Annotated in this window: 20 protein-coding genes and 1 pseudogene; 15 read left to right on the forward strand and 6 right to left on the reverse strand. The window is 60.9% G+C overall.

The window, feature by feature from the left end:
* Positions 1-47 precede the first annotated feature (47 nt).
* From QA646_RS12080 to QA646_RS12115, 8 genes are read left to right on the forward strand one after another with little or no spacing between them, the layout of a single operon-like run.
* Positions 48-2,366 (forward strand): bifunctional salicylyl-CoA 5-hydroxylase/oxidoreductase, encoded by a 2,319-nt coding sequence (locus QA646_RS12080; RefSeq protein WP_283055695.1) that lies wholly within the window; start codon positions 48-50, stop codon positions 2,364-2,366.
* A 7-nt stretch (positions 2,367-2,373) separates the two neighbouring features.
* Positions 2,374-3,162 (forward strand): SDR family NAD(P)-dependent oxidoreductase, encoded by a 789-nt coding sequence (locus tag QA646_RS12085; RefSeq protein WP_283055696.1) that lies wholly within the window; start codon positions 2,374-2,376, stop codon positions 3,160-3,162.
* A complete protein-coding gene (locus tag QA646_RS12090) occupies positions 3,159-4,010 on the forward strand; it encodes an enoyl-CoA hydratase family protein (RefSeq protein ID WP_283055697.1) in 852 nt (283 codons plus the stop codon). Before QA646_RS12085 ends, QA646_RS12090 begins: the two co-directional genes overlap by 4 nt.
* A 4-nt stretch (positions 4,011-4,014) precedes the next feature.
* Positions 4,015-5,196, forward strand: a complete 1,182-nt coding sequence (locus tag QA646_RS12095; RefSeq protein WP_283055698.1) for an acyl-CoA dehydrogenase family protein — start codon at positions 4,015-4,017, stop codon at positions 5,194-5,196.
* A gap of 14 nt (positions 5,197-5,210) precedes the next feature.
* Positions 5,211-6,392, forward strand: a complete 1,182-nt coding sequence (locus QA646_RS12100; RefSeq protein ID WP_283055699.1) for an acyl-CoA dehydrogenase — start codon at positions 5,211-5,213, stop codon at positions 6,390-6,392.
* An 8-nt stretch (positions 6,393-6,400) separates the two neighbouring features.
* The gene (locus tag QA646_RS12105) at positions 6,401-6,832 is read left to right on the forward strand and encodes a thioesterase family protein (RefSeq protein WP_283055700.1); all 432 of its coding nucleotides are present in this window, start codon (positions 6,401-6,403) and stop codon (positions 6,830-6,832) included.
* On the forward strand, positions 6,810-7,205 hold the full coding sequence (locus QA646_RS12110) for a RidA family protein (RefSeq protein ID WP_283055701.1): 396 nt from the start codon (positions 6,810-6,812) through the stop codon (positions 7,203-7,205). Before QA646_RS12105 ends, QA646_RS12110 begins: the two co-directional genes overlap by 23 nt.
* Positions 7,206-7,232: 27 nt before the next feature.
* Positions 7,233-9,200 (forward strand): 3-hydroxyacyl-CoA dehydrogenase NAD-binding domain-containing protein, encoded by a 1,968-nt coding sequence (locus tag QA646_RS12115; protein ID WP_283055702.1) that lies wholly within the window; start codon positions 7,233-7,235, stop codon positions 9,198-9,200.
* A 6-nt stretch (positions 9,201-9,206) separates the two neighbouring features.
* Here QA646_RS12115 and QA646_RS12120 read toward each other — a convergent pair whose 3' ends face one another.
* Positions 9,207-10,418 (reverse strand): adenylate/guanylate cyclase domain-containing protein, encoded by a 1,212-nt coding sequence (locus QA646_RS12120; RefSeq protein ID WP_283055703.1) that lies wholly within the window; start codon positions 10,416-10,418, stop codon positions 9,207-9,209.
* Positions 10,419-10,684: 266 nt separating this feature from the next.
* Between QA646_RS12120 and QA646_RS12125 the strand changes: the two are divergent.
* Positions 10,685-10,945 (forward strand): annotated as a pseudogene (locus QA646_RS12125) (LLM class flavin-dependent oxidoreductase); the annotation flags it as partial.
* Between the two features lie 52 nt (positions 10,946-10,997).
* A complete protein-coding gene (locus QA646_RS12130; RefSeq protein ID WP_283055704.1) occupies positions 10,998-11,594 on the forward strand; it encodes a hypothetical protein in 597 nt (198 codons plus the stop codon).
* Between the two features lie 104 nt (positions 11,595-11,698).
* Here QA646_RS12130 and QA646_RS12135 read toward each other — a convergent pair whose 3' ends face one another.
* Positions 11,699-12,127 (reverse strand): OsmC family protein, encoded by a 429-nt coding sequence (locus QA646_RS12135; protein WP_283055705.1) that lies wholly within the window; start codon positions 12,125-12,127, stop codon positions 11,699-11,701.
* Positions 12,128-12,280: 153 nt separating this feature from the next.
* Here QA646_RS12135 and QA646_RS12140 point away from each other — a divergent pair, with 153 nt between their 5' ends.
* Positions 12,281-13,546, forward strand: a complete 1,266-nt coding sequence (locus QA646_RS12140) for a glycerate kinase (protein ID WP_283055706.1) — start codon at positions 12,281-12,283, stop codon at positions 13,544-13,546.
* 19 nt (positions 13,547-13,565) lie between these two features.
* Here QA646_RS12140 and QA646_RS12145 read toward each other — a convergent pair whose 3' ends face one another.
* Positions 13,566-13,760: a hypothetical protein gene (locus tag QA646_RS12145; RefSeq protein ID WP_283055707.1), complete on the reverse strand. Its 195-nt coding sequence runs from the start codon at positions 13,758-13,760 to the stop codon at positions 13,566-13,568.
* 338 nt (positions 13,761-14,098) lie between these two features.
* Here QA646_RS12145 and ggt point away from each other — a divergent pair, with 338 nt between their 5' ends.
* Entirely contained in the window at positions 14,099-15,844 is a 1,746-nt protein-coding gene (gene ggt / locus QA646_RS12150; RefSeq protein WP_283055708.1) for a gamma-glutamyltransferase, read from the forward strand.
* A gap of 348 nt (positions 15,845-16,192) precedes the next feature.
* Positions 16,193-17,647, forward strand: coding sequence for an MFS transporter (locus QA646_RS12155; RefSeq protein WP_283055709.1), 1,455 nt, complete (start codon positions 16,193-16,195; stop codon positions 17,645-17,647).
* A gap of 107 nt (positions 17,648-17,754) precedes the next feature.
* On the opposite strand, the gene QA646_RS12160 is transcribed toward QA646_RS12155, so the two are convergent.
* Positions 17,755-17,964: a cold-shock protein gene (locus tag QA646_RS12160; RefSeq protein ID WP_104824108.1), complete on the reverse strand. Its 210-nt coding sequence runs from the start codon at positions 17,962-17,964 to the stop codon at positions 17,755-17,757.
* A 509-nt stretch (positions 17,965-18,473) separates the two neighbouring features.
* On the opposite strand from QA646_RS12160, the gene QA646_RS12165 reads away from it, so the two are divergent.
* Together QA646_RS12165 and QA646_RS12170 are read left to right on the forward strand one after the other, a co-directional pair.
* Positions 18,474-18,698, forward strand: a complete 225-nt coding sequence (locus tag QA646_RS12165) for a hypothetical protein (RefSeq protein WP_283055710.1) — start codon at positions 18,474-18,476, stop codon at positions 18,696-18,698.
* A 143-nt stretch (positions 18,699-18,841) separates the two neighbouring features.
* The gene (locus tag QA646_RS12170) at positions 18,842-20,386 is read left to right on the forward strand and encodes an alpha/beta fold hydrolase (RefSeq protein WP_283055711.1); all 1,545 of its coding nucleotides are present in this window, start codon (positions 18,842-18,844) and stop codon (positions 20,384-20,386) included.
* 51 nt (positions 20,387-20,437) lie between these two features.
* Here the strand turns inward: QA646_RS12170 and QA646_RS12175 are convergent, their stop codons facing one another.
* Together QA646_RS12175 and QA646_RS12180 are read right to left on the reverse strand one after the other, a co-directional pair.
* Positions 20,438-21,724 (reverse strand): L-fuconate dehydratase, encoded by a 1,287-nt coding sequence (locus QA646_RS12175; protein ID WP_283055712.1) that lies wholly within the window; start codon positions 21,722-21,724, stop codon positions 20,438-20,440.
* A 56-nt stretch (positions 21,725-21,780) separates the two neighbouring features.
* On the reverse strand, positions 21,781-22,941 hold the full coding sequence (locus QA646_RS12180) for a CaiB/BaiF CoA-transferase family protein (protein WP_283055713.1): 1,161 nt from the start codon (positions 22,939-22,941) through the stop codon (positions 21,781-21,783).
* Between the last annotated feature and the right edge of the window lie 216 nt (positions 22,942-23,157).

The raw sequence follows: 23,157 nt of genomic DNA on the forward strand, positions 1-23,157 counted from the left end.
TAAATAATTTGAGTGACCCGGCTTCGGCGTCACAGGAGGGATAAGCGATGCAAATCGTCTGTATCGGCGGCGGACCCGCCGGCCTCTATTTTGGGCTTCTTATGAAGAAGCTGCATCCCGAACATTCCATCAAGGTGGTCGAGCGCAACCGCCCCTATGACACCTTCGGCTGGGGCGTGGTCTTCTCCGATGCCACCATGGTATCGATGCGCGAATGGGATCCGGAAAGCGCCGCCGAAATCGAGGATGCCTTCAATCATTGGGACGATATCGAGGTCTGGTTCAAGGGAACCCGCCAGCGTACCTCCGGCCACGGCTTTGTCGGCATCGGCCGCAAGAAGCTGTTGAATATCCTGCAGAAGCGCTGCGAGGCGCTCGGGGTCGAGCTGATTTTCGAGACCGATGTCACCTCCGACCTCGATTTCCCCGACGCCGATCTGATCATCGGTTCGGACGGCCTGAACTCACGGATTCGCAACCACTATCCCGAAGTCTTCCAGCCGGACATGATCACCCGGCCGAACCGCTATATCTGGCTCGGCACCAACAAGCTCTTCGACGCCTTCACCTTTGATTTCCGTAAGAGCGAACACGGCTGGTTCCAGGCGCATATTTACAAGTTCGACGACAAGACCTCGACCTTTATCGTCGAAACCACCGAGGAAGCCTATCTTGCCCATGGCCTCGACAAGATGGACCAAGATGGCTCGATCGCCTTCTGCGAAAACTTGTTCTCAGAAGTGCTCGACGGCTCCCCGCTGATGACCAATGCCCGCCATATCCGCGGCTCGGCCTGGCTGAATTTCAACCGGCTGATCTGCGGTAAGTGGAGCCATTTCAACGGCAATTCCCATGTCGTCCTGATGGGCGACGCCGCCCACACCGCCCATTTCGCCATCGGCTCCGGCACAAAACTCGCCATTGACGACGCGATCGAACTCACCCGGCAATTCCAGATCCACGGGCACCGCAAGGACAAGATCCCGGCGGTTCTCGAAGCCTATGAAGAGATCCGCCGCGTCGACGTCGCCCGCATCCAAAACGCCGCGCGCAACGCCATGGAATGGTTCGAAGTCGTCGGTCGCCGTTATGCCGACACGCTGGAACCCGAGCAGTTCATGTATTCGATGCTGACACGCTCGCAGCGCATCAGCCACGAGAACCTGCGCCTGCGCGACAAAGATTGGCTCGAAGGCTACGAGCGCTGGTTCGCCAAAAAATCCGGCCTTGCGGTTGGCAACGACCGTTGCCTGCCGCCGATGTTCACGCCCTATCAGCTACGCGATGTGACGCTTATCAACCGCATCGTCGTCTCGCCGATGGCGATGTATTCGGCCGAAAACGGCGTCATGAACGATTTCCACATCATCCATCTCGGCTCACGCGCCCTCGGTGGTGCTGGTCTCGTCTTTGCCGAAATGACCTGCGTCACGCCGGATGCGCGCATTACCCCCGGCTGCCTTGGCCTCTGGAACGAGGAACAAGCAGCACAGTGGCGCCGGCTTGTCGAATTTGTGCATTCAAACAGCGCTGCAAAGGTCGGCGTCCAGCTCGGACATGCCGGCCGCAAGGGCGCGACGAAAGTGGCCTGGGAAGGGATCGATCAGCCGGTCGCCGAAGGCGAATGGCCGCTGATCTCAGCATCCGCCGTCCCCTATCTCAAGAATAGTCAGGTCCCGAAGGCCATGGATCGCGCCGACATGGATCGCGTCAAGGCCGATTTCGTCCGTGCAACGGAATTGGCGATCACCACTGGCGCCGATTGGCTGGAGCTGCATTGTGCCCATGGCTATCTGCTGTCGAGCTTCCTGTCGCCGCTCACTAATTTGCGCGACGATGAATATGGCGGCAGCCATGAAAACCGCGCCCGTTATCCCCTGGAGGTTTTCCGGGCCATGCGCGCAATCTGGCCGGAGGACAGGCCCATGTCCGTGCGTCTTTCCTGTCACGACTGGACCGACGGCGGCAACACGCCGGAAGATGCGGCGATTTTCGCTGGTATGTTCAAGGATGCGGGCGCCGATCTGATCGATTGTTCATCCGGTCAGGTGTCGAAAGAGGAAAGGCCGGTCTACGGCCGCCTCTTCCAGACACCGTTCTCCGACAAGATCCGCAATGAGATCGGCATTCCGACCATTGCCGTCGGCGCGATCTCGGAGGCCGACCATGCCAATTCCATCATCGCCGCTGGCCGCGCCGATCTTTGCGCCCTCGCCCGTCCGCATCTGGCCGATCCCGCCTGGTCGCTGCACGAAGCCGCCAAGATCGGCCTGACATCGATCCCCTGGCCGAAGCAATATCTCTCCGGCAAGATGCAGTACGAAACCAATCTTGCCCGCGCGGCCGCCGCCGCGCCGGCGAAGTGAGCAACCGATGACGACATCAGGCAAACTCGCAGGCCGCCACGCCCTCGTCACCGGCGCCGGCAGCGGCATCGGTGCCGCGATCGCGCGGGCACTTGCGGCCGAGGGCGCACGCGTGACGCTGGCTGGGCGAAAAAGAGAGCCTCTCGAGGCCGTCGCTGCCGAGATCGGCGCGAATGCTCTCGCCGTTGACGGTTTCGACGTCACCAGCGTCGAAGCGATCGCCAACGGACTGAACGTTGCCCGCGAGAAATTCGGCCCTGTCGATATTCTCGTCAACAATGCCGGTGAGGCACCGACTGCGCCGTTCGAAAAAACCAGCCTGGGCATGTGGAACCGCGTCCTGACGGTCGATCTCACCGGCGTTTTCCTGGTGACGCAAGCCGCCCTGCCCGATCTGAAAGCATACGGAGCCGGCGCGCGCATCATCAACATTGCTTCGACGGCAGGCCTGACCGGCTACAGCTATGTTTCCGCCTATGTTGCCGCCAAGCATGGCATCGTCGGCCTGACGCGCTCGCTGGCACTGGAGCTGGCAAAGACCGGCATCACCGTCAACGCTGTCTGCCCAGGGTTCACCGATACGCCCATCGTCGAACGTTCGATCGCGACGATCGTCGCCAAGACGGGACGCACCGCGGAAGAGGCGCTTTCGGAATTCACGAAATCCAATCCGCAGGGACGGCTCGTCAAGCCCGAGGAGGTTGCAGACACCGTTCTATGGCTGGCGTCGCCGGCCGCTGCATCGATCAATGGACAGGCAATCGCGGTTGCCGGCGGGGAGGTTTTAGCGGGATGAGCGATCGGGATATGACGATGCAGGGCCATCTCAAGCCCTTCAAGGACTACAAGCCGCAGCATTTCCTCTGGGACGTCAGCGAAGACGGCCGTGTCGCCACGATCCGGCTGAACCGCCCGGAGCGCAAGAACCCGTTGACCTTCGAAAGCTATGCCGAACTGCGCGATCTCTTCCGCGATCTCGTCTACGCCTCCGATGTCCGCGCCGTCGTATTGACCGGAGCTGGCGGCAACTTTTCATCCGGCGGCGATGTCTTCGAGATCATCGAACCACTGACCCGCATGGCAATGCCCGAGCTTCTCGCCTTCACGCGCATGACCGGCGATCTGGTCAAGGCGATGCGAAAATGCCCGCAGCCGATCATTTCCGCCGTCGACGGTATCTGCGCCGGTGCAGGCGCCATCCTTGCCATGGCCTCCGACCTGCGCCTGGCGACGTTCGAAGCCAAGACCGCCTTTCTTTTCACGCGCGTCGGTCTTGCCGGCGCCGACATGGGCGCATGCGGCATCCTACCCCGCATCATCGGCCAGGGCCGCGCCGCCGAACTGTTGTTCACCGGCCGTTCGATGACATCAGCCGAAGGCCATGCCTGGGGTTTCTACAACGGGCTGCATATCAGCGCCGATCTGGAGCAGGAAGCGGTGAAGCTCGCGCGTTCGCTGGCCGACGGGCCATGGTTCGCGCATAGTATGACCAAGACCATGCTGAACCAGGAATGGGCGATGGGTATCGACGAGATGATCGAATCCGAGGCGCAGGCCCAGGCCGTCTGCATGGCGACCCAGGATTTCCGCCGCGCCTTCGAGGCTTTCGCCGCCAAGCGCAAGCCTGACTTCCAGGGGAATTGAGGCGATGTCCGCTGTCTCAAACCTCTCCGGTCCGAGCAGGGATCACCTGGATTGGCCGTTCTTCGATGAACGCCACCAGGAATTCGTGGCTGAGTTGGACGCTTTCACCAAATCGTCTGCCATGGCCGCTATCGACCACGAGGATGTCGACGGCGCCTGCCGCAAGCTGGTCAAGGCGCTTGGCGACGCCGGCCTCCTCGCCGCCGCGACCGGCACCTCGGACAGCGACCCGCTGATCGATTCCCGCCTCGTCTGCCTCGCTCGTGAAACGCTTGCCTGGCATGAGGGCCTTGCCGATTTTGCCTTCGCCATGCAGGGGCTCGGTACGGGAGCCATTGGCCTTTCCGGCTCCGCCGAAGTCCGCGCCGCCGTGCTGCCGAAGGTCCGCGCCGGCGACTGGCTCGCGGCCTTTGCACTGTCGGAGAAGGATGCAGGCTCGGATGTCGCGGCTATAAGCTGCGCCGCCCGCGTCGATGGCGACCATTACATCCTCGACGGCGAAAAGACCTGGATCTCCAACGGTGGCATCGCCGATGTCTACACCGTCTTCGCCCGTACCGGCGAGGCGCCGGGCACGCCCGGCATTTCCGCCTTCGTCGTCTTTGCCAACGATCCAGGCCTCTCGATCGCCGAGCGCATCGAGGTGATCGCGCCGCATCCGCTGGCAACGATCCGTTTCGAAAACTGCCGCATCCCCGCTTCGCGGCGCCTCGGCGCGCCCGGCGAAGGCTTCAAGATCGCCATGCGCACGCTGGATATCTTCCGCGCTTCGGTTGCCGCCGCAGGCCTTGGCTTTGCACGGCGGGCGCTGCACGAGTCGCTGGCGCATGTCCGCACCCGGCCGATGTTCGGCGCGACGCTCGGCGACCTTCAGTTGACGCAGGCGGCCCTCGGCGATATGGCGACCGGCATCGACGCGGCGGCCTTGCTCACCTATCGGGCGGCCTGGCGTCGCGACGTGCAGCACCTGCCGACGACGCGCGAGGCGGCCATGGCCAAGATGACGGCCACGGAAACCGCGCAAGCCGTCATCGACCGCGCCGTCCAGCTTTTCGGCGGGCGCGGCGTCAAGGCGGGAGAGATAACGGAAAAACTCTATCGGGAGATACGCGCACTTCGCATCTACGAGGGTGCGACGGAGGTTCAGAAACTGATCGTCGCGCGCGAACTTCTGAAAATCAGATGACGGGAGACAAGACGATGAGCCGCGAAATTTTCGACTGGGCCGATCCGTTCCGCCTGACGGAGCAGTTGAGCGATGACGAGCGCATGGTGCTGGACACAGCACATTCCTACGCGCAGGAGAAATTGGCGCCCCGTGTGCTCGAAGCCTTCCGCCATGAGAAGACCGACCCGTCGATCTTCCGTGAGATGGGCGAACTCGGCCTGCTCGGTCCGACGATCGCGCCGGAGTATGGCGGCGCCGGCCTCGGTTATGTCGCCTATGGCCTGATCGCACGTGAGGTCGAGCGCGTCGACAGCGGCTATCGCTCAATGATGAGCGTGCAGTCTTCGCTCGTCATGGTGCCGATCAATGCCTTCGGCTCCGAGGCGCAGAAACAGAAGTATCTGCCGAAGCTTGCCACCGGCGAGTGGATCGGCTGCTTCGGCCTCACCGAACCGAACCACGGCTCCGATCCCGGCTCGATGGTGACCCGCGCCAAGAAGGTCGATGGCGGCTACAGCCTGACCGGCGCCAAGACGTGGATTTCCAATGCCCCCATCGCCGATGTTTTCATCATCTGGGCCAAGACCGAAGACGGCGTTATCCGAGGCTTCATTCTGGAAAAGGGCTGGAAGGGCCTGTCAGCTCCCGCCATCCATGGCAAAGTGGGCCTGCGCGCCTCTATCACCGGCGAAGTCGTCATGGACGACGTCTTCGTGCCGGAAGAAAACCTGATGCCGAACGTATCGGGTCTCAAGGGGCCTTTCACCTGCCTGAACTCCGCCCGCTTCGGCATTGCCTGGGGTGCATTGGGTGCCGCTGAGGATTGCTATGCCAAGGCGCGGCAATATGTGCTCGACCGCAAGCAGTTCGGCCGGCCGCTCGCCGCCAACCAGCTCATCCAGAAGAAGCTTGCCGACATGGTGACCGAGATTACCCTCGGCCTGCAGGGCTGCCTGCGCCTTGGTCGTTTGAAAGAAGACGGCCATCCGCCGGTGGAGCTCACCTCGATCCTGAAGCGCAATAGCTGCGGCAAGGCGCTCGATATTGCCCGCGCGGCTCGCGACATGCTCGGCGGCAACGGCATTTCGGACGAGTTCGGCATCGCCCGCCATCTCGTCAACCTCGAAGTCGTCAACACCTACGAAGGCACCCACGATATTCACGCCCTCATCCTCGGCCGCGCCATCACCGGCATCGCCGCTTTTGCGAACTGAGGCCGGCCTTGGCGTTCAAAACCACCAGACCCCTGCGCTTCGGAGACTGCGATCCCTCGGGGATCGCCTATTTTCCGTCGTATCTGAACATCCTCGTCGGGGTGCTGGAGGATTATTTCGCCCATCTCGGCTTCCCCTGGAAGACACTGATCGACGACCGCCGCATTGGTGCGCCGACCGTGCGCCTCGACGTGACATTCGTTCGACCCGGCTTTCAGGGCAATGAACTTGATTTCGTGGTGGCGGTGCGCGGCATCGGCCGCTCCTCGCTGGATCTGGAATATCAGGTCTCGGCGAACGGCCAGGTCCTGTGGACTGCTTGGCAGCGCGTCGTTTGCACCTTTCTCGACACCCATCAATCGCTTGCGTGGCCGGACGATATCCGCGCCGCACTGACCCCTCATCTGGAGATGACCGATGCACACCATCCTGCAACCTGAAGGCTGGGCCAAGCCGATCGGATATGCCAACGGCATGGCGGCGACCGGTCGCATGGTGTTCGTCGGCGGTCAGGTCGGCTGGAACGCCGCCTGCCAATTCGAAAGCGACGATTTCGTCGAGCAGGTGCGCCAGACGCTGAGGAATGTCGTCGACATCCTCGCCGAAGGCGGCGCCGAACCAAAGCATATCACTTCGATGACCTGGTATTTCACCAACAAGAGCGAATATCTCGCCAATCTCAAAGGCATAGGCCAGGTTTACCGCGAGATCATCGGCCGGCATTTCCCGGCCATGGCCGCCGTACAGGTCGTCGCCCTCGTCGAGGACCGCGCCAAGATCGAGATCCAGGCGACCGCGGTCATTCCGGAATAGGACGGCCCAGAATAGGATAGGCCAACCATGTCGGCATTGCGCTTTTCGGACACTATTTCGGCGACGCTGACCGGTGGCGTTCTTGTTGTCACCATCGACAATCCACCCGTCAATGCGCTCTCGGCCAATGTCCGTGCCGGTCTGATGGCGGCGCTAGATTACGCGGAAAAGGACAGCGCGGTCGTTGCCGTCATATTGATGGGGGCTGGCAACACCTTCATCGGCGGCGCCGACATCAAGGAATTCGGCAAGCCGCCTGTCGGACCGCTGCTGCCGCAAGTTATTGCCCACATCGAAGATTTCTCCAAACCCGTCCTTGCTGCCATGAACGGTGCCGCGCTCGGCGGCGGCCTAGAAGTGGCGCTTGCCTGCCATAAGCGCTATGCCGCTCCCTCCGCGAAAATCGGCCTGCCGGAGGTCAAACTCGGCATCGTTCCCGGCGCCGGCGGCACACAACGCCTGCCGCGCCTGATCGGTACGGCCGCCGCCATCGAACTTATCGCCAATGGACGCGTTGTCTCGGCCAGTGAAGCACACAAACTCGGTATCATTGATACACTGTTCGAACGCTCGCTGATCGATGCAGCCGTTACCGCCGCCAAGAGCGCAGTCGATCTTCCCTTGCGACGCACCGGCAAATTGCCGATCCCGATAGAGTCTGAGGAAACCATCGACAAAGCAGCCGCGGAAGCTCTTCGCAAGGCCCGTGATCAGCACGCGCCCGCCGAAGCCGTCCGACTTGTTCGCCTTGCTGCAACGACATCGCTAGACGAAGGACTTACCGAGGAACGCCGCACCTTCATCGAGCTCCGCGACAGCCAAGAGGCCGCAGCCATGCGCCACGTCTTCTTCGCGGAGCGCTCCGCCGGCAAGGTCGATGGCCTGGAAAAAGTCGCCCCGCGCAAGATCGAAACCGTCGGAATCGTCGGCACCGGCCTGATGGGCTCCGGCATTGCAGTGGCTGCATTGAACGCCGGCTATCGCGTCACCGGCATCGAGCAGACCCAGGAAGCGGGCGACAAGGGCCGAGAGCGCATTACCGGCATCCTCGACAAAGCCGTGCAATCAGGTCGCATCGATGCAGCAGGACGGGAGGATCGCCTGAACCGGCTGAGGGTCGCCGCCGATGCTCAGGAGCTTGCGCAAGCCGATCTCGTCATCGAAGCCGTCTTCGATGATCTGACCGTCAAGACCGAACTGTTCCAACACCTCGACAGTATCGTCCGCACTGAGGCCATCCTTGCGACCAACACCAGCTACCTCGATCCAAATGCCATCGCCGCCGCAACCGCTCATCCCGAGCGAGTCGTCGGTCTGCACTTTTTCTCGCCTGCCAATATCATGCGGCTGCTGGAAGTCGTGAATTGCGAAAAGACCGCGCCGGATGTGCTGGCGAGCGTCCTCGCCTTGGCCAAGCGCCTCGGAAAACTACCTATCGTCTGCGGCGTCACCGAGGGCTTCATCGGCAATCGCATTTTTTCCGCCTATCGCCGTGAGGCCGAATTCATGGTCGAGGACGGCGCCCTACCGCATGAGATCGATGCCGCGCTGGAGGCCTATGGTTTTCCGATGGGGCTCTTCGCCGTCTACGACATGGCGGGCCTCGAGATCGCCTGGGCGCGGCGCAAACGCCAGGCGGCAACGCGCTATCCCGCCGCCCGCTACGTCGCCATCGCCGATCGCCTCTGCGAAGCCGGCCGCTTCGGTCAGAAGGCCGGGCGCGGCTGGTATGCCTATCCGGATGGCAAGCGCACGGTGGACCCAGAAGTCACGGCGCTGATCGAAGCCGCACGCGCCGAAAAAGGCATTGTGCCGAAGAGCTTTACCGCAGACGAGATCGTCATTCGGCTGCTGAAGGCCATGGCCGATGAGGGCGATGCGCTCTTGGCCGAGGGCATCGCCGCTCGCGCCGGCGATATCGATCTGGTGATGATCAACGGCTATGGTTTTCCGCCGCACAAGGGCGGTCCGATGTTCGCGGCTGGGCGCCGGTGAAAACCGTCACGCCGCCGAAGACAGCAGCGTGAACAGCTCCTGCGGCCGGTTGACGCCGCGCAGCGCGTAGCGACCGACCGAGACGAGATCGTTGCTCTGGCTGGACGCCAGCGCAGAGACGAAATTCGACGACATCAGGATATTGCGGTCGGCCGAACGGCACATGGAGGCAATGCGGCTGACCTCGTTGACGGCCGGGCCGATGACGGTGAAATCCAGCCTGTCCATGCTGCCGATATTGCCGTAGAAGACATCACCGATATGCAGGCCGAGATAGACGTCCGTCACCGGCCTGCCCTCGATCTGCCGTTGGGAATTGAGATCGCGCAACCGCTGGCGCAGCAGCGATTCCGCCATCAGCGCCGCAGCACAGGCATCACCCGCATCGCGCGCCTTGAAGATCGCCAACGTGCCGTCGCCGATCAGCTTCAACACATTGCCGCCGGCCTCGTGGATCGAGGAAATCACCGCGTCGGCGTAAGCATTCAGCATCGGAATGATTTCATCAGGCTCTGCCGTGTCCGAAATGCGGGTATAGTTGGCGAGGTCGGAGAACCACAGCGCCGCCGAGATGCGCTCTGCCTTGCCGCGCGTGATCTTGCCTTCGAGAACATGCCGGGCGGCATCCTCCCCCAGATACACCTCCGCGATGGTGCGGGCGATGCGCCCCATGGCGGTGCATTTGATCGCCAGTGCTAAGGCCGGCGTGAGCTTGCGCAGCACGCGCAGTTCCTCGTCGATGAAACCCGCTCCGGCGGTGGTGGCGAAATGAGAATAGAAACAATCCATCTCGCCGATGGTGCCGCCTTCCTCGAACCGGTGCACCATGGCGAGGTAATCGGTGTGACCGTCGGTCTTCAGCGTATCGAGCCCGAAGAAATCGATCGGATCGCCGAAGCCGATGCGGCGACGCACCTCGTTCCCGCCGGTCGTCAGCAAATGATAGAAGGAGGAACGCAGCCAGTTCTCGGCGGCGATTCCCTGCTGCGTCGGACCATATTCGAACTCGCGTTCGACCACCTGGTTGCCGTCCCAGCGGAAGGCGCGGCCCTCATAGACGGGATGCAGCGTATCCATCAGCGCCATGGCGCGATCGACGTTCAGCCCGCGTTCTCGGCATGCCTCGCAGAACCCTGCCAACAGATCGGCCTCTCCCATGCCCTTGAGGCCGCTCTGCATGAGCCAGGAGGCGATTTCGCCAATGTCCTTGTCGTTCATGGATATCTCCCGACCCTGAAAGGATTCGCTTTAATACCAAATAGGCAGGCTTGGAATGTTGCACAACGCAAAATAGTCCACCCAAAAACAAATGATCGACCGGCTCGTGAAAGCGGCGCTGGATGAATATTCCATCGGACCGATCAAATAAATGAAATCGGCTCTTTGAATGCGCCGACAAGGCTCCTACGTCGAGAGAGACATTTTCGCTAGCGCCTACCCGCGCGTGTCGCCATGAACCAGCGATGTTCGAGAGGGATAGACCCATGACTGAACAGAAGCAACTGAAGCTTGGGGCGTTCATGCGCCCTGTCAGCCTGCACACCGGCGCATGGCGCTATCCCGGCGCCTATCCGGACGCGAATTTCAATTTCAAGCACATCAAAAGTTTTGCGCAGGCGCTGGAACAGGCGAAATTCGATACCCTCTTCATGGCCGATCATCTCGCGGTGCTGAACATGCCCGTCGGAGCGCTAAAGCGCAGCCATACCGAAACGTCCTTCGAGCCCTTCACGCTGCTCTCGGCAAACCGCTTCTTCACACGGGCCTCCGAAGCCGCGCAATGAGAGACGACAGCCGATGAGCCATATCACGCCAATCGATTACGACACCGCTTCCGAAGCCGTCCGCACGGAACACGACCGCGAAGTACAGCTACGCGGCCGCATGACCAATATGAAGCGAACACTGCTGCATTCACCGGTGGCACACCGCATCTACGCCGAATGGTTCACACTGCGCGAAGAACTGCGCCCGGCGCTCGACGACCGCGCGGTCTGGCTTTTCTGTCATGCCATCTCACTGGAAAGCCGCTCGATCATCCCGATCGGTTTCTTCAGACGTGCACTGATCAATGCAGGACTGACGCCGGAAACGCTCGTACCCACTGAAGACGAGGCATTGTTGATCGATTTCGGCAAGGCCATCGTCAGGGATTCCAACGCCGTGCCGGAAGAGTTGTGGGACCGGTTGAAGGCACGCTATGACGAACCGACGCTCGCCAATCTCGTCGCTTTCGCCGGTATCATGATTGCAACGGCGGTCTACAACAATGTGGTCAAGGTGGATATCGATCCGGAGCTTGGGCCATATCTGGAGGGATTTGAATTGCCGGCCACTCCTTCTCCCCAGCGGGGAGAAGGTGTCCGCCCTTCGACAGGCCAGGAGGGCGGATGAGGGGCGCCCTGAGCGGCAAGCGAAGGGCAGCCTTACGGTGCAACGCCCCCTCAACCCGCGCGTTCCGCGCGACCTTCTCCCCGAGGGGAGAAGGTGTTATCGCCTCACCCCGAAATCAGCGTCGCAAACCTCGGATTCCCCCGGATCGTGTTGCTGACCGTGCAGATCTCATCCTCGGCTGCATGCGCGATGGCATTGCGGATCTCGTCGCTGAAATCGCCTTTGATGGTGAAAGCGATGTTGAATTTTTCCACGCGCGACAGCCCTTCCGCCGCCTTTTCGCCGGTCACGACGGCAGTCACTTCCGTCAGTTTGTCCAACACGCCAAGGCTGCTTGCAGCCATGCGGGCGCTGAGCACGAGACAGGCAGCCAGTGAGGAATAAAGCAGGTCGAGCGGATTGAAGCCCGGCTGTGACGGCGAGGTGACGATATCGATCTCGCCACCCATCACCGACGTCACATGCGGAAGGCCGGTGCGGCCGACCGTCGCTGTCGCGCCCGTCTGTCTCGTCTTCACCTTCAATTCGGCCATCTCGAAATCCCTCGGATAAAATCGTTGAAACTGCTCCCTGAAACATAGGGATTCCGCTTACCCGACACAATCGGGCGTGACCTGCTCTTGCGTGTTCGCGCCAGTTGAGCCACCAAATGCTTATGAGCTCATCGCAGACAGGTAGATTTCGACATGACCGTTTCCGATCCCCGCGCCTTTCTTACCTCCCTTTTCGACGCAGCCGTCCGCGCCGCCGATCCCATGACCGGCATCCGCGCCCATCTGCCGGCAAAGCCGAAAGGGCGCACGATCGTCATCGGCGCCGGCAAGGGATCGGCACAGATGGCAGCCGCCCTGGAGCAATGCTGGGATGGTCCGCTGGAAGGGCTGGTGGTGACACGCTACGGCTTCGCCGCCCCCTGCCAGCACATCGAAATCATCGAAGCCGCCCATCCTGTCCCGGATGAGGCAGGCCTCGTCGCCTCCGGGCGGCTGTTGAAGCTGGTCGAGGGATTGACCGAGGATGACCTGGTGATCGCGCTGATCTCCGGCGGCGGTTCGGCGCTGCTGCCCTCCCCGGCGGGTCGCCTTACCCTTGCCGACGAGATCGCCGTCAACAAGGCGCTGCTTGCCTCCGGCGCGCCGATCTCGGCGATGAACGTCATTCGCAAACATCTGTCGACCATCAAGGGCGGCCGTCTCGCCGCAGCCGCCTATCCGGCAAAGGTCGTCTCGCTGGTCGTTTCCGACATTCCGGGCGACGATCCGGCTCTTGTCGCCTCCGGACCGACCGTTCCCGGTGCGGGCACGCGTACCGAAGCGCTCGACCTCATCCGTCTCTACCGTATCGAGCTGCCCGCCTCCGTCCTTGCACATATAGAAAGACCGGAAGCCGATGCGCCGCGTCCTGGGGATCCGCGCCTTGCCGGCAACGAGGTGCATGTCATCGCATCGGCGGGCGTCTCGCTGGAAGCCGCGGCCGAGGTGGCGCGCGAAGCCGGCGTCGAGGCAGCGATCCTGTCCGATGCGATCGAAGGCGAAGCGCGCGAGGCAGCGCACATGCATGCCGCCCTCGCCCGCGAGATCCTTCATCGCAACCGGCCCTTCGCCAAGCCGATCGTGTTGCTGTCGGGTGGTGAGACGACGGTGACGCTGACAGGCAAGGGCAAGGGCGGCCGAAACTCCGAATTCCTGCTGTCGCTGGCAATCGACATCGACGGTCATGCCAGCATTCATGCAATGGCTGCAGACACCGACGGCATCGACGGCAGCGAAGACAATGCCGGCGCTTTTGCGGATGCAAGCACGGTGGCGCGGCTGCGCAAGGCCGGGCTTGTCCCTGCCGAGATGCTGAGAAACAATGACGCCTGGTCGGCCTTCAACGCGATCGGTGACCTCTTCGTCCCCGGTCCGACCGGCACCAACGTCAATGATATCAGGGCAATCCTGATCCTTTGATCGTCAGGACCGCAACGCCTCACTGATTGACGGAACAGTCCTCGCAGCGCCAATAGGCCGGCGCTGTCGACGACCACCGGAAGAAGTGGCGATGGCAATGCATGCACTCAATTTCGACAACATGCGTCTTTTGGGCAATGACGAACGCCTTGGGTTTGCTGTTGCGCTCGTTCTTCCACTGCTCAAGCTTCGTGACGGCCATCAATACCCCCATGCGATACTCCCCGCCTCGACAAGTCCCTTACCTAAAGTAGACTGCTCTTATGAAAGAAATATTGCGAGTGCGCGCAGGCATTTATCCCCGACATTTTAAGGGATGCTAATACGAAAGATCGGTTGCGTGATTTCCGCTAATACCTGGGAATTAATCCCCAATCGACGGGATGACTGTCTCGTCGATCTTGGAGAGGCGGTGTCTTCTTCTATCCGATCCGGATTCCGGTCATATGGCTGCCGCGGTCGCCAGCGGAATTCGGCAGCAGAAATTATTCTTCAGCCCTAGACACAACGCTAGGCTGCCTTACCTGAAACTTGACTTAGGGAGGGACCATCATGCGCCATTTCCGCCAGCGTGCGATATCGTTAGCGACTATCTGTGCCTTCGGGCTCTTTTCCATCACCATCGTCCAAGCCGCAGCGCCACAGCCGGTCGAAGCCGAGCATGGAATGGTGGTGACTGCCCAGCATCTGGCGACCAATGTCGGCGTCGACGTGCTGAAGAGCGGTGGCAATGCCGTGGATGCCGCGGTTGCGGTCGGTTATGCCTTGGCCGTGGTCTATCCGACCGCGGGCAATATTGGCGGCGGCGGCTTCATGACCATCCGAACGAAGGACGGCAAGACCGCCTTCCTCGATTTCCGCGAGCGCGCGCCGCTTGCCTCGACCAAGACCATGTATCTCGACGACAAAGGCAATGTCGTCAAAGGCGCGAGCACGGATGGCTATCTCGCCGTTGGCGTGCCCGGCTCCGTCATGGGCTTCGAGACTGCCCGCGAGAAATACGGTACCAAAACCCGACAGGAGCTGATGGCGCCGGCAATCCGCTACGCCAAGGAGGGCTTCACGCTGAACCAGGCCGACGCCGCCGAGCTGAACGAAGGCAAGAAATGGCTGTCGCGCGATCCGGCGACGGCGGCGATCTTCACGAAGCCGAACGGCGCCCCCTTCTCCAGCGGCGATCGCCTGGTCCAGCCCGATCTCGCCGCGGTCCTGTCGCGCATTTCGGAACAAGGCCCGGATGGTTTCTACAAGGGGCCGGCCGCCGATGCGATCGTCAAGGCCAGCCACGACAAGAGCGGCATCCTAGCGAGGGAGGATTTCGAACAATATAAGGTCCGCGAACTCGATCCGGTGAAATGCAATTACCGCGGCTATGAGATCATCTCCTCGCCGCCACCCTCTTCCGGCGGTGTAATCATCTGCGAGATCCTCAATGTACTGGAGGGCTATCCCCTTTCCTATACCGGCTACGGCTCGGCTGAGACCGTGCATCTCATGGTCGAGGCCATGCGCCACGCCTATGTCGACCGCAATTCCGCGCTGGGCGATCCCGATTTCGTCAACAATCCCGTCAGCAAGCTGCTGGACAAGAACTACGCGAAGAAGATCCGCGACAGCATCGATCCCTATCGCGCAGGCGTCTCCAAGGATCTGATGCCGAAAGGCCTCGGCGAGAGCACGGAGACCACGCATTATTCGATCATCGACAATGACGGCAATGCGGTTGCCGTCACCTACACGCTGAACGGCTCCTTCGGTGCCGGCGTGGTCGCGCCCGGCACCGGCATCCTGCTCAACAATGAGATGGACGACTTCACCTCCAAGCCTGGCGTACCCAATCTTTACGGTCTGGTGCAGGGCGAGGCCAACGCCATCCAGCCGAAGAAGACGCCGCTCTCCTCGATGAGCCCGACGATCGTCGCCAAGGACGGCAAACCCTTCATGGTGATCGGCAGCCCCGGCGGGGCGCGCATCATCACCATCACCCTCGAAGCGATCGTCAACGTCATCGATTTCGGCATGGATATTCAGCAGGCAATCGACGCGCCGCGTGTCCATCATCAATGGCTGCCGGATAAGGTCTATACCGAGCCTTACACGCTGTCTCCCGATACGATCAAGCTGCTGAGCGGCATGGGCTACAATGTCCAGGTCGGCGGCGATTGGCCGGTCTGGGGTCAGGCCGCCGGCATTCTCGTCGGCGGCAAGAGCCTCGGTCAAATCGCCGAGGGTGGCGGAGCCCGCTACAACGGCGCGATGGACAGCCGTGCCGGTTCCGGTCTTGCCGAGGGATATTGAGCTTCAGGCGATCTTCGTAAGCTCGCCAGCTCGGCCTCATAAGGTGTGGTGGCAATGACGTGCTCATTGACACCAGCCGGTTCGACGTCGATCCAGCCGGAACTGACGCTTTTCGATCACCTCGGTGCGCGGTTCCGGTCTCTGTTCATCGGGCATTCATCGGCTGTGACATTCCTGCCCGCCTGCGTCGTTTTTTCCATTTCGATCAATAAGATTTGCAAATTCGGATATAGTCATCTCGCCCGAGCGGGCGTATATCAGCCTTCGTTCCAATCGGCCTTTGCGTCGTCACCAGACTCGCGGTTCTGTCCTTGGACCCCACCGCGCCATCGAGAGCGATCCCCGACAATGTCGGACCAGATTTTCCAGGCCGCACCAACCCGGCGGACCGCCCCTAATTTTCGTGTAATCGCGCTGATCGTAGCAAGCGCCATGTTCATGGAGCAGCTTGATGCGACCGTGCTCGCCACAGCGCTGCCGACCATGGCAAGAGACTTCGGCGTCAGCGCGCCGGCGATGAGTATCTCGCTGACGTCATACCTTCTCAGCCTCGCGATCTTCATTCCAGCAAGCGGCGCCATCGCAGACCGCTTTGGATCGCGCACTGTCTTCCGATCCGCCATCGCAGTTTTCGTTGTCGGCTCGCTTCTGTGCGCACAGGCACCGAACCTGTTCTTCCTCGTGATCGCGCGGCTGCTGCAGGGCCTCGGCGGTGCGATGATGCTGCCCGTCGGCCGTCTTGTGCTGATGCGCAGCGTCGCCCGCAAGGACATGGTCAACGCCATGTCCTGGCTGCTGATCCCGGCGCTCGTCGGCCCCATCCTCGGCCCGCCCGTCGGCGGCATGTTCGTCACCTATCTCGACTGGCGCTGGATCTTCTATATCAACGTGCCGATCGGCATTATCGGCTTCGTGCTGGTGTCGATGTTCATCGAAGAGGTGAAAGGGCCACGCAATGGCCGCTTCGACCTTTCCGGCTTCGTCCTATCCGGCGTCTCGCTCGGCTCGCTGCTCTTCGGTTTCGAAATGTCGAGCCGCGAAGGCGAAGGCTATCTGGCCGTCTTCCTGATTTCCATCGGCCTGCTGTTCGGCATCGCCTATCTGCGACATGCCCGCAAGCATCCCTCGCCGATCATGGATTTCTCGCTGATGAAGGTGCCGACCTTCCGCACCTCGGTCATCGCCGGCTCGCTGACGCGCATCAGCCAGGGCGCCCATCCCTTCCTTATCCCGCTGATGCTGCAGCTCGGCTTCGGCCTTTCGGCCGCTACGGCCGGCCAGATCGCCATTGCGACCGCACTCGGCTCCATGGCCATGAAGCCCCTGCAGGTACACATTCTTCGGACGCTCGGCTTCCGCACCGCGCTCATTATCTTCGGGCTTATTGGCACGCTCGGCTACGGAATGTGCGCCATCTTCCAGCCGAATTGGCCGTTGCCGGTCATCTTCGTGATCCTGTTCTTCTGCGGCTTCTTCATGTCGTTCCAGTTCACGGCCTATAACACGATCGCTTATGACGAGATCGAACGTGACCGCATGAGCATCGCGACCAGCTTTTATTCGACCTTCCAGCAACTGATGCTCTCGCTCGGCATCTGCGTCGCCGCTCTCGCCCTGCACGGCTCGATGCAGCTCCGCGACCATGCGAAAGCCGAGATGATCGACTTCTCCGTCGCCTTCATCGTCGTCACGGCCATTGCGCTGCTCGCGGTGATCTGGAACGCCAGCTTTTCGCGCACCGCCGGCTCGGAGATCAGCGGCCACCGCAAGAAGTTGCCCGAGGATGCCCTCGGGGAGCACTGAATTCTTCAAGCAAAATGCAAAAAAGGCCGGGCTAACCCGACCTCTTCCTTCATTGCCTCAACGATCGATGCCAGTACATCCGTGGTCAAAGACCGGAAACAAATGCCTTACAGGGATTCAAGCTGGTCAGCCGACATCTTGCCCGAACGCTTGTCCTTGACAAGCTCGTAGGAAATCTTCTGGCCGTCGCGCAGCGTGCTCATTCCAGCCCGTTCAACCGCCGAAATGTGCACGAAGACATCCGTCGCGCCGTCATCAGGCTGAATGAAACCAAAGCCCTTGGTAGCATTGAACCACTTTACAGTACCTGTGCTCATAACATGACCTTTCAATCACTCGTACAAGGATCGCATCCAGGCAAGCGCCTAGTGCAGTAGACCGATTTTGAGAGGGAAGTTCGTCAATGTCGCGCAGAGTGCGGCGATGCAAAGTTCATTCACCAATATCGATGCACAGCTTATAGTGGATGGCTGGATGTGTCACAAGGAGAAACATGAGAAATATCGAAAATGACTGGATATTTCGCATAATGCGGCTCGTGTGACATAAAATTATCGATCAATGAGGATCGAATTCGGATAGTCCTTTTTTTAGCTGTTCCGAGTTTTTTGCGCGATCTTATATAGATAGAAATAACCGGCGCTTCTCTTTTATATCCCGTTTCGGTGAGGCAGTTCCGCCGTATTTCCGGGGAGCGCCGGAATTAACGCTAGCAATACGGATGCCATCCGATGCAGGATGGGACTTCCCTCCCAGTGGGAGCGGATGATTACCCGCTCGAATCCCACAGGAAACGCCAACGCCGACACAAACCATGGAGTCCAAGATGGCGCCCAATAAAGACAATCTGTTCGGATCCAAGAAAGAGGCATCGCTGGCGAAGTCCAGCCAGCTCGACTCTACCGTCAAGGAAATTCTCGCCAGCGAACAGATGAACCGCGAACGCAAAACGGCGCGCCTGCGCGAACTGCGTCTTGAGAAGGAGGCACTGCAGCCCCCACCGGAGCCGAAGACGAAGACCAAGCGAAAGACAGCCAAGGCACCGGAATAGGGCAGGCTTGGTCATCAGTGCCGTGTTTCAGCGGCTGACGTTGCGTTTTCTGTGAACACAGCCTTCACGGACAGCGCATTGAACTGGCGGAAGCTTCCGCCCTAAATAGCGGCCAATTGCGCAATCCATCCTGGAGCATCATCATGGTCGCCGGCATCCACCACATCACGCTCATCACCCGTAAGGTGCAGGCGAATGTCGATTTTTATGCCGGTTTTCTCGGCCTGCGGCTGGTCAAACGCACCGGCGGCTTCGAGGACGTAACGCAGTTGCATCTGCTCTATGGCGATGCAGTCGGCTCGCCCGGATCGCTGGTGACCTTCCTTGTTTGGGAGGACGGCTCTCCCGGTCGCGCCGGCGTCGGTCAGGTGGGCGAAATCTCGCTCGCCATCGCCCCCATGAGCATCGGTTTCTGGCTGACACGCGCCTTGAGCGCCGGGCTGAAACCGGAAGGCCCCTCGGAGGAATTCGGCGAACCGGTCCTGAGGTTGAAAGATCCGGATGGCGTCATCGTCAAATTGGTCGGAACCAATGTTCTGCAGACAACGGCTCCGTGGACGAGCGATTCCATTCCGCAGGAGCACGCCATCAACCGAATCCGCGGCGCGACGTTGTTCAGCGAAACGCCTGAGGAAACGCAGGCGATGCTGGTCGACCACTTCGACTACCGGCCGCAAGCAACCAGCGGAGCGATCAGCCGGCTGGTATCGGCGCCTGGCGATATCCTTGACATCCGTGACGCGCGCGGCTTCTGGGCAAGCGCGCCGGGGACCGGCACCGTCGATCATGTCGCCTTTCGCGCCAATGATGATGCCGAATTGCAGTCGGTTCGTACCGCCCTGCAGGCGATCAACTCATGGCCGACGGCGATGCATGATCGTAAATATTTCCGCTCGCTCTACGTTCGCGAGCCCGGCCGCATCCTGTTCGAACTCGCAACGGATGCGCCTGGTATGTTGATCGATGAGGACGAGGCAACCCTTGGTACGCGCCTCTTCGCCCCGGACGACAGCCCGAAGCTTTTGGCCGAGCTGAATGTGATCCTGCCGCAGTTCTCCATGCCCGGCGAGCCGCGCGTCATCTATCGCGATCTGCCCTTTATCCATCGCTTCTTCACGCCCGAGCAGCCGAATGGCAATATCTTCATTCTGCTACACGGCTCCGGCGCCAACGAAACGACGATGTTGCCGATCGCCCACAAGATCGACGCCGATGCGACATTGCTCAGCGTGCGCGGCCGCGCGCTCGAGGAGGGCGCGCCACGCTGGTTCCGCCGGACCGGACCCATGTCCTTCGATCAAGCCGATATCGTCAGCGAAGCGGAAGCCTTTGCGGCCTTCATCGATGGCGCGATCCATGCCTATGGCCTCGATCCGGACCGCATCGTCTATATCGGCTATTCGAACGGCGCCAATCTGCTGAACGCCATGCTGTCGCTACACCCGCATCTTATCCGCCGCGCCGTGCTGCTGCGCTCCATGGCCGTGCTCGCCGATCCGCCGCCGGCGGACATGTCGGACGCCGATGTGCTTGTTATCGCAGGCGAGAAAGATATGTACGGCCCATATGCGCAGCCCCTCGCCGGCCGGCTGCGGGACGGCGGCGCAAAGGTCGAGGTTGCGACAGTCTCCGCTGGTCATGAGCTTGACGATGAGGACGTGCGGGTTATTCAGGCGTGGTTGAAGTAAAACACCCTCTCCCCGTTGGGGCGAAGGTGTTGTTGCAACAGGCTTTCGCCATCATCCCAGCACGCCCTTGAACGTATATTGCGCGATCGACTCCGGTTTCATCTCGATCGAGAAGCCTGGCAGGTTTGGCGGCATATAGGCGGCGTCGCGGATCACGCAGGGGTCGACGAAATGTTCGTGCAGATGGTCGACATATTCGATCACGCGGCCGTCCTTGGTGCCGGAGACGGCGATATAGTCGATCATCGACAAGTGCTGCACATATTCGCAAAGCCCGACGCCGCCGGCATGAGGCCAGACGGGCAAACCATATTTTGCGGCAACGAGCAGCACCGACAAGACTTCGTTCAGCCCGCCCATGCGGCAGGAATCGATCTGCACAATGTCGATCGCACCTTCGGCGATGAACTGCTTGAACATGATGCGGTTGTGGCACATCTCGCCGGTCGCGACCTTGATCGGGCCGATTGCCTGGCGAATCTTGCGATGGCCGGCAATATCATCGGGGTTGGTCGGCTCCTCGATGAAGAATGGTTTCGCGAAGGCAAGCTTCTGTACCCAATCGATGGCCTGACCGACTTCCCAAACCTGATTGGCATCGATCATCAGATAGCGATCGGGACCAATTACTTCGCGGGCAATGGTGAGACGGCGGATATCGTCTTCCAGATCGCGGCCGACCTTCATCTTCACATGATCGAAGCCGGCATCGATCGCCTCCTGGCATAGACGGCGCAGCTTGGCATCGTCATAGCCGAGCCAGCCGGCAGACGTCGTGTAGCAGGCATAGCCTTCGCGCTCGAGGGTGGCAATGCGCTCCGCTTTGCCGACTTCCGCCTTCTTGAGGATGGCGAGCGCCTCATCGCGGGTCAAAACGTCAGTCAGATAGCGGTAGTCGGCGATATCGGCAATGCGCTCCGCATCCATCTCCGCCACCAGCCGCCAGACCGGCTTGCCGGCTTCCTTGGCGAGCAGGTCCCAGACGGCGTTGACGACGGCGCCGGTGGCGAGATGCATCGCGCCCTTCTCCGGGCCGATCCAGCGAAGCTGACTGTCGCTGGTAAGATGCCGCCAATATGTGCCCGGATTTTCCAGCACGGTCTCAAGCTCGGTACCCACGACGAGATGCCGCATCGCCTCGATCGCCATGCAGCAGATGTCATTGCCGCGACCGATGGTAAAGGTCAGGCCATGGCCTTCGAGACCCGGTTTATCTGTATCCATAATAACGTAGGCAGCGGAATAATCCGGATCGGGATTCATCGCATCTGAGCCGTCAAGGCTCAGCGAGGTCGGAAAGCGCAGGTCGAATACGCGAAGGTTGGTAATGCGCGTCATGGGAAAACTCCTTCTAATTCTGTCGGGCTAATTCTGTCGGGCGATCTCTCCGACACTCACCCGAGGTCGAACTCTTCCCAGATCGCCGCATTATGCTCGCCGACATGCGGGGCTGCACGTTCGAATTTTGGCCGCTGCCCATCGATACGAACCGGCGAGCGCGTGGTACGCACGGAAATGCCGTCGTCGCGGCCGACCGTCTGCAGCATATCGAGCATACCAAATCCCTCGCTCTGCAACAGTTCCGGCCAGTTCAGCACCTTGGCACACCAGATATCAGCCGGCTCCAATATTGCCAGCCATTCATCCACGGTACGGGTGGCAATCCGCGCCGAGATCAGCGCCTTGATGTCATCGCGCGCCGTAAACCAGCTTTTCGGATCGTCGCGGTAGGGTGCGAGTTCCTCCATGCCAAGCAGGTCGGCAAGCTTCGAAATCGGCGCCATTGCAATGGCGAGATAACCGTCGGTGGCCGGATAAACGCCGTAGGGCGCGGAGAGATAGGCATGGGCACTGCGGAAGCCGGAGCGCTGCGGCAGCTTGTTGCCGTTGTTCATGTGGACGGTCAGCACCTCCACCTGCAGATCGACCAGTGCCTCCAGCAGGCTCGTTTCGACCAGACTGCCTTTGCCGGTGACGCCGCGGCGCACCAGCGCCGCCAGTATGCCCTGGGCCGCCGCCGCACCTGCCAGCATATCGCCGATCGCCAGGCCGAACGGCACCGGCCCCTGCCCCTCGTCGCCATTCAGCCACATCACGCCGGAGCGCGATTGCGCCAACAGATCCTGCCCGGGGCGCGACACCCAGGGGCCCTCGTCGCCATAGCCGCTGATTGAGCAATAGACGAGGCGTGGATTGATCATCTGCGCCGCTTCATAAGCCAACCCAAGCCGCTCGATCACCCCAGGCCGGAAATTCTGCACCAGAACATCGGCGTTGGAGATCAGCTTGCGCAGGGCTTGCATGTCGCGCTCGCTCTTGAGGTCGATCGCCAGGCTTTCCTTCGAACGATTGATCGCGTGAAAAATGGTCGAATCGCCGCTCTCGCTATCGCTGAGATAAAGCCGCCGCGAGAGATCGCCGCTCTCCGGCCGCTCGATCTTGATGACCCGGGCGCCGAGATCCATCAGCCTTAAAGTGCAATAGGGGCCGGACAGGAACTGGCTCATATCCACGACCACCAGGCCGGCCAGCGGCAATTCCTTCTCCACCACCATGACTATTTCTGCTTCCCTTGCATCGATCCGGCAGGCGACGCATCTCCGCTTCGGCAGATTTTCCGCCTGCCGAATCCCATGCGTCCCGGGCTCACTTTTCTTATGTGAATAGTATTTTCACATATGCATGAATTTTGCAAATGAAAAGAGGGGCTCTGGTCATGCGATCCTTCAGCGAAGACCGCGCGAAAATGCGCTATAGCTTTCGCACCAAAT

The sequence above is a fragment of the Rhizobium sp. CB3090 genome (genome assembly GCF_029714285.1).
Lineage (GTDB): Bacteria > Pseudomonadota > Alphaproteobacteria > Rhizobiales > Rhizobiaceae > Rhizobium.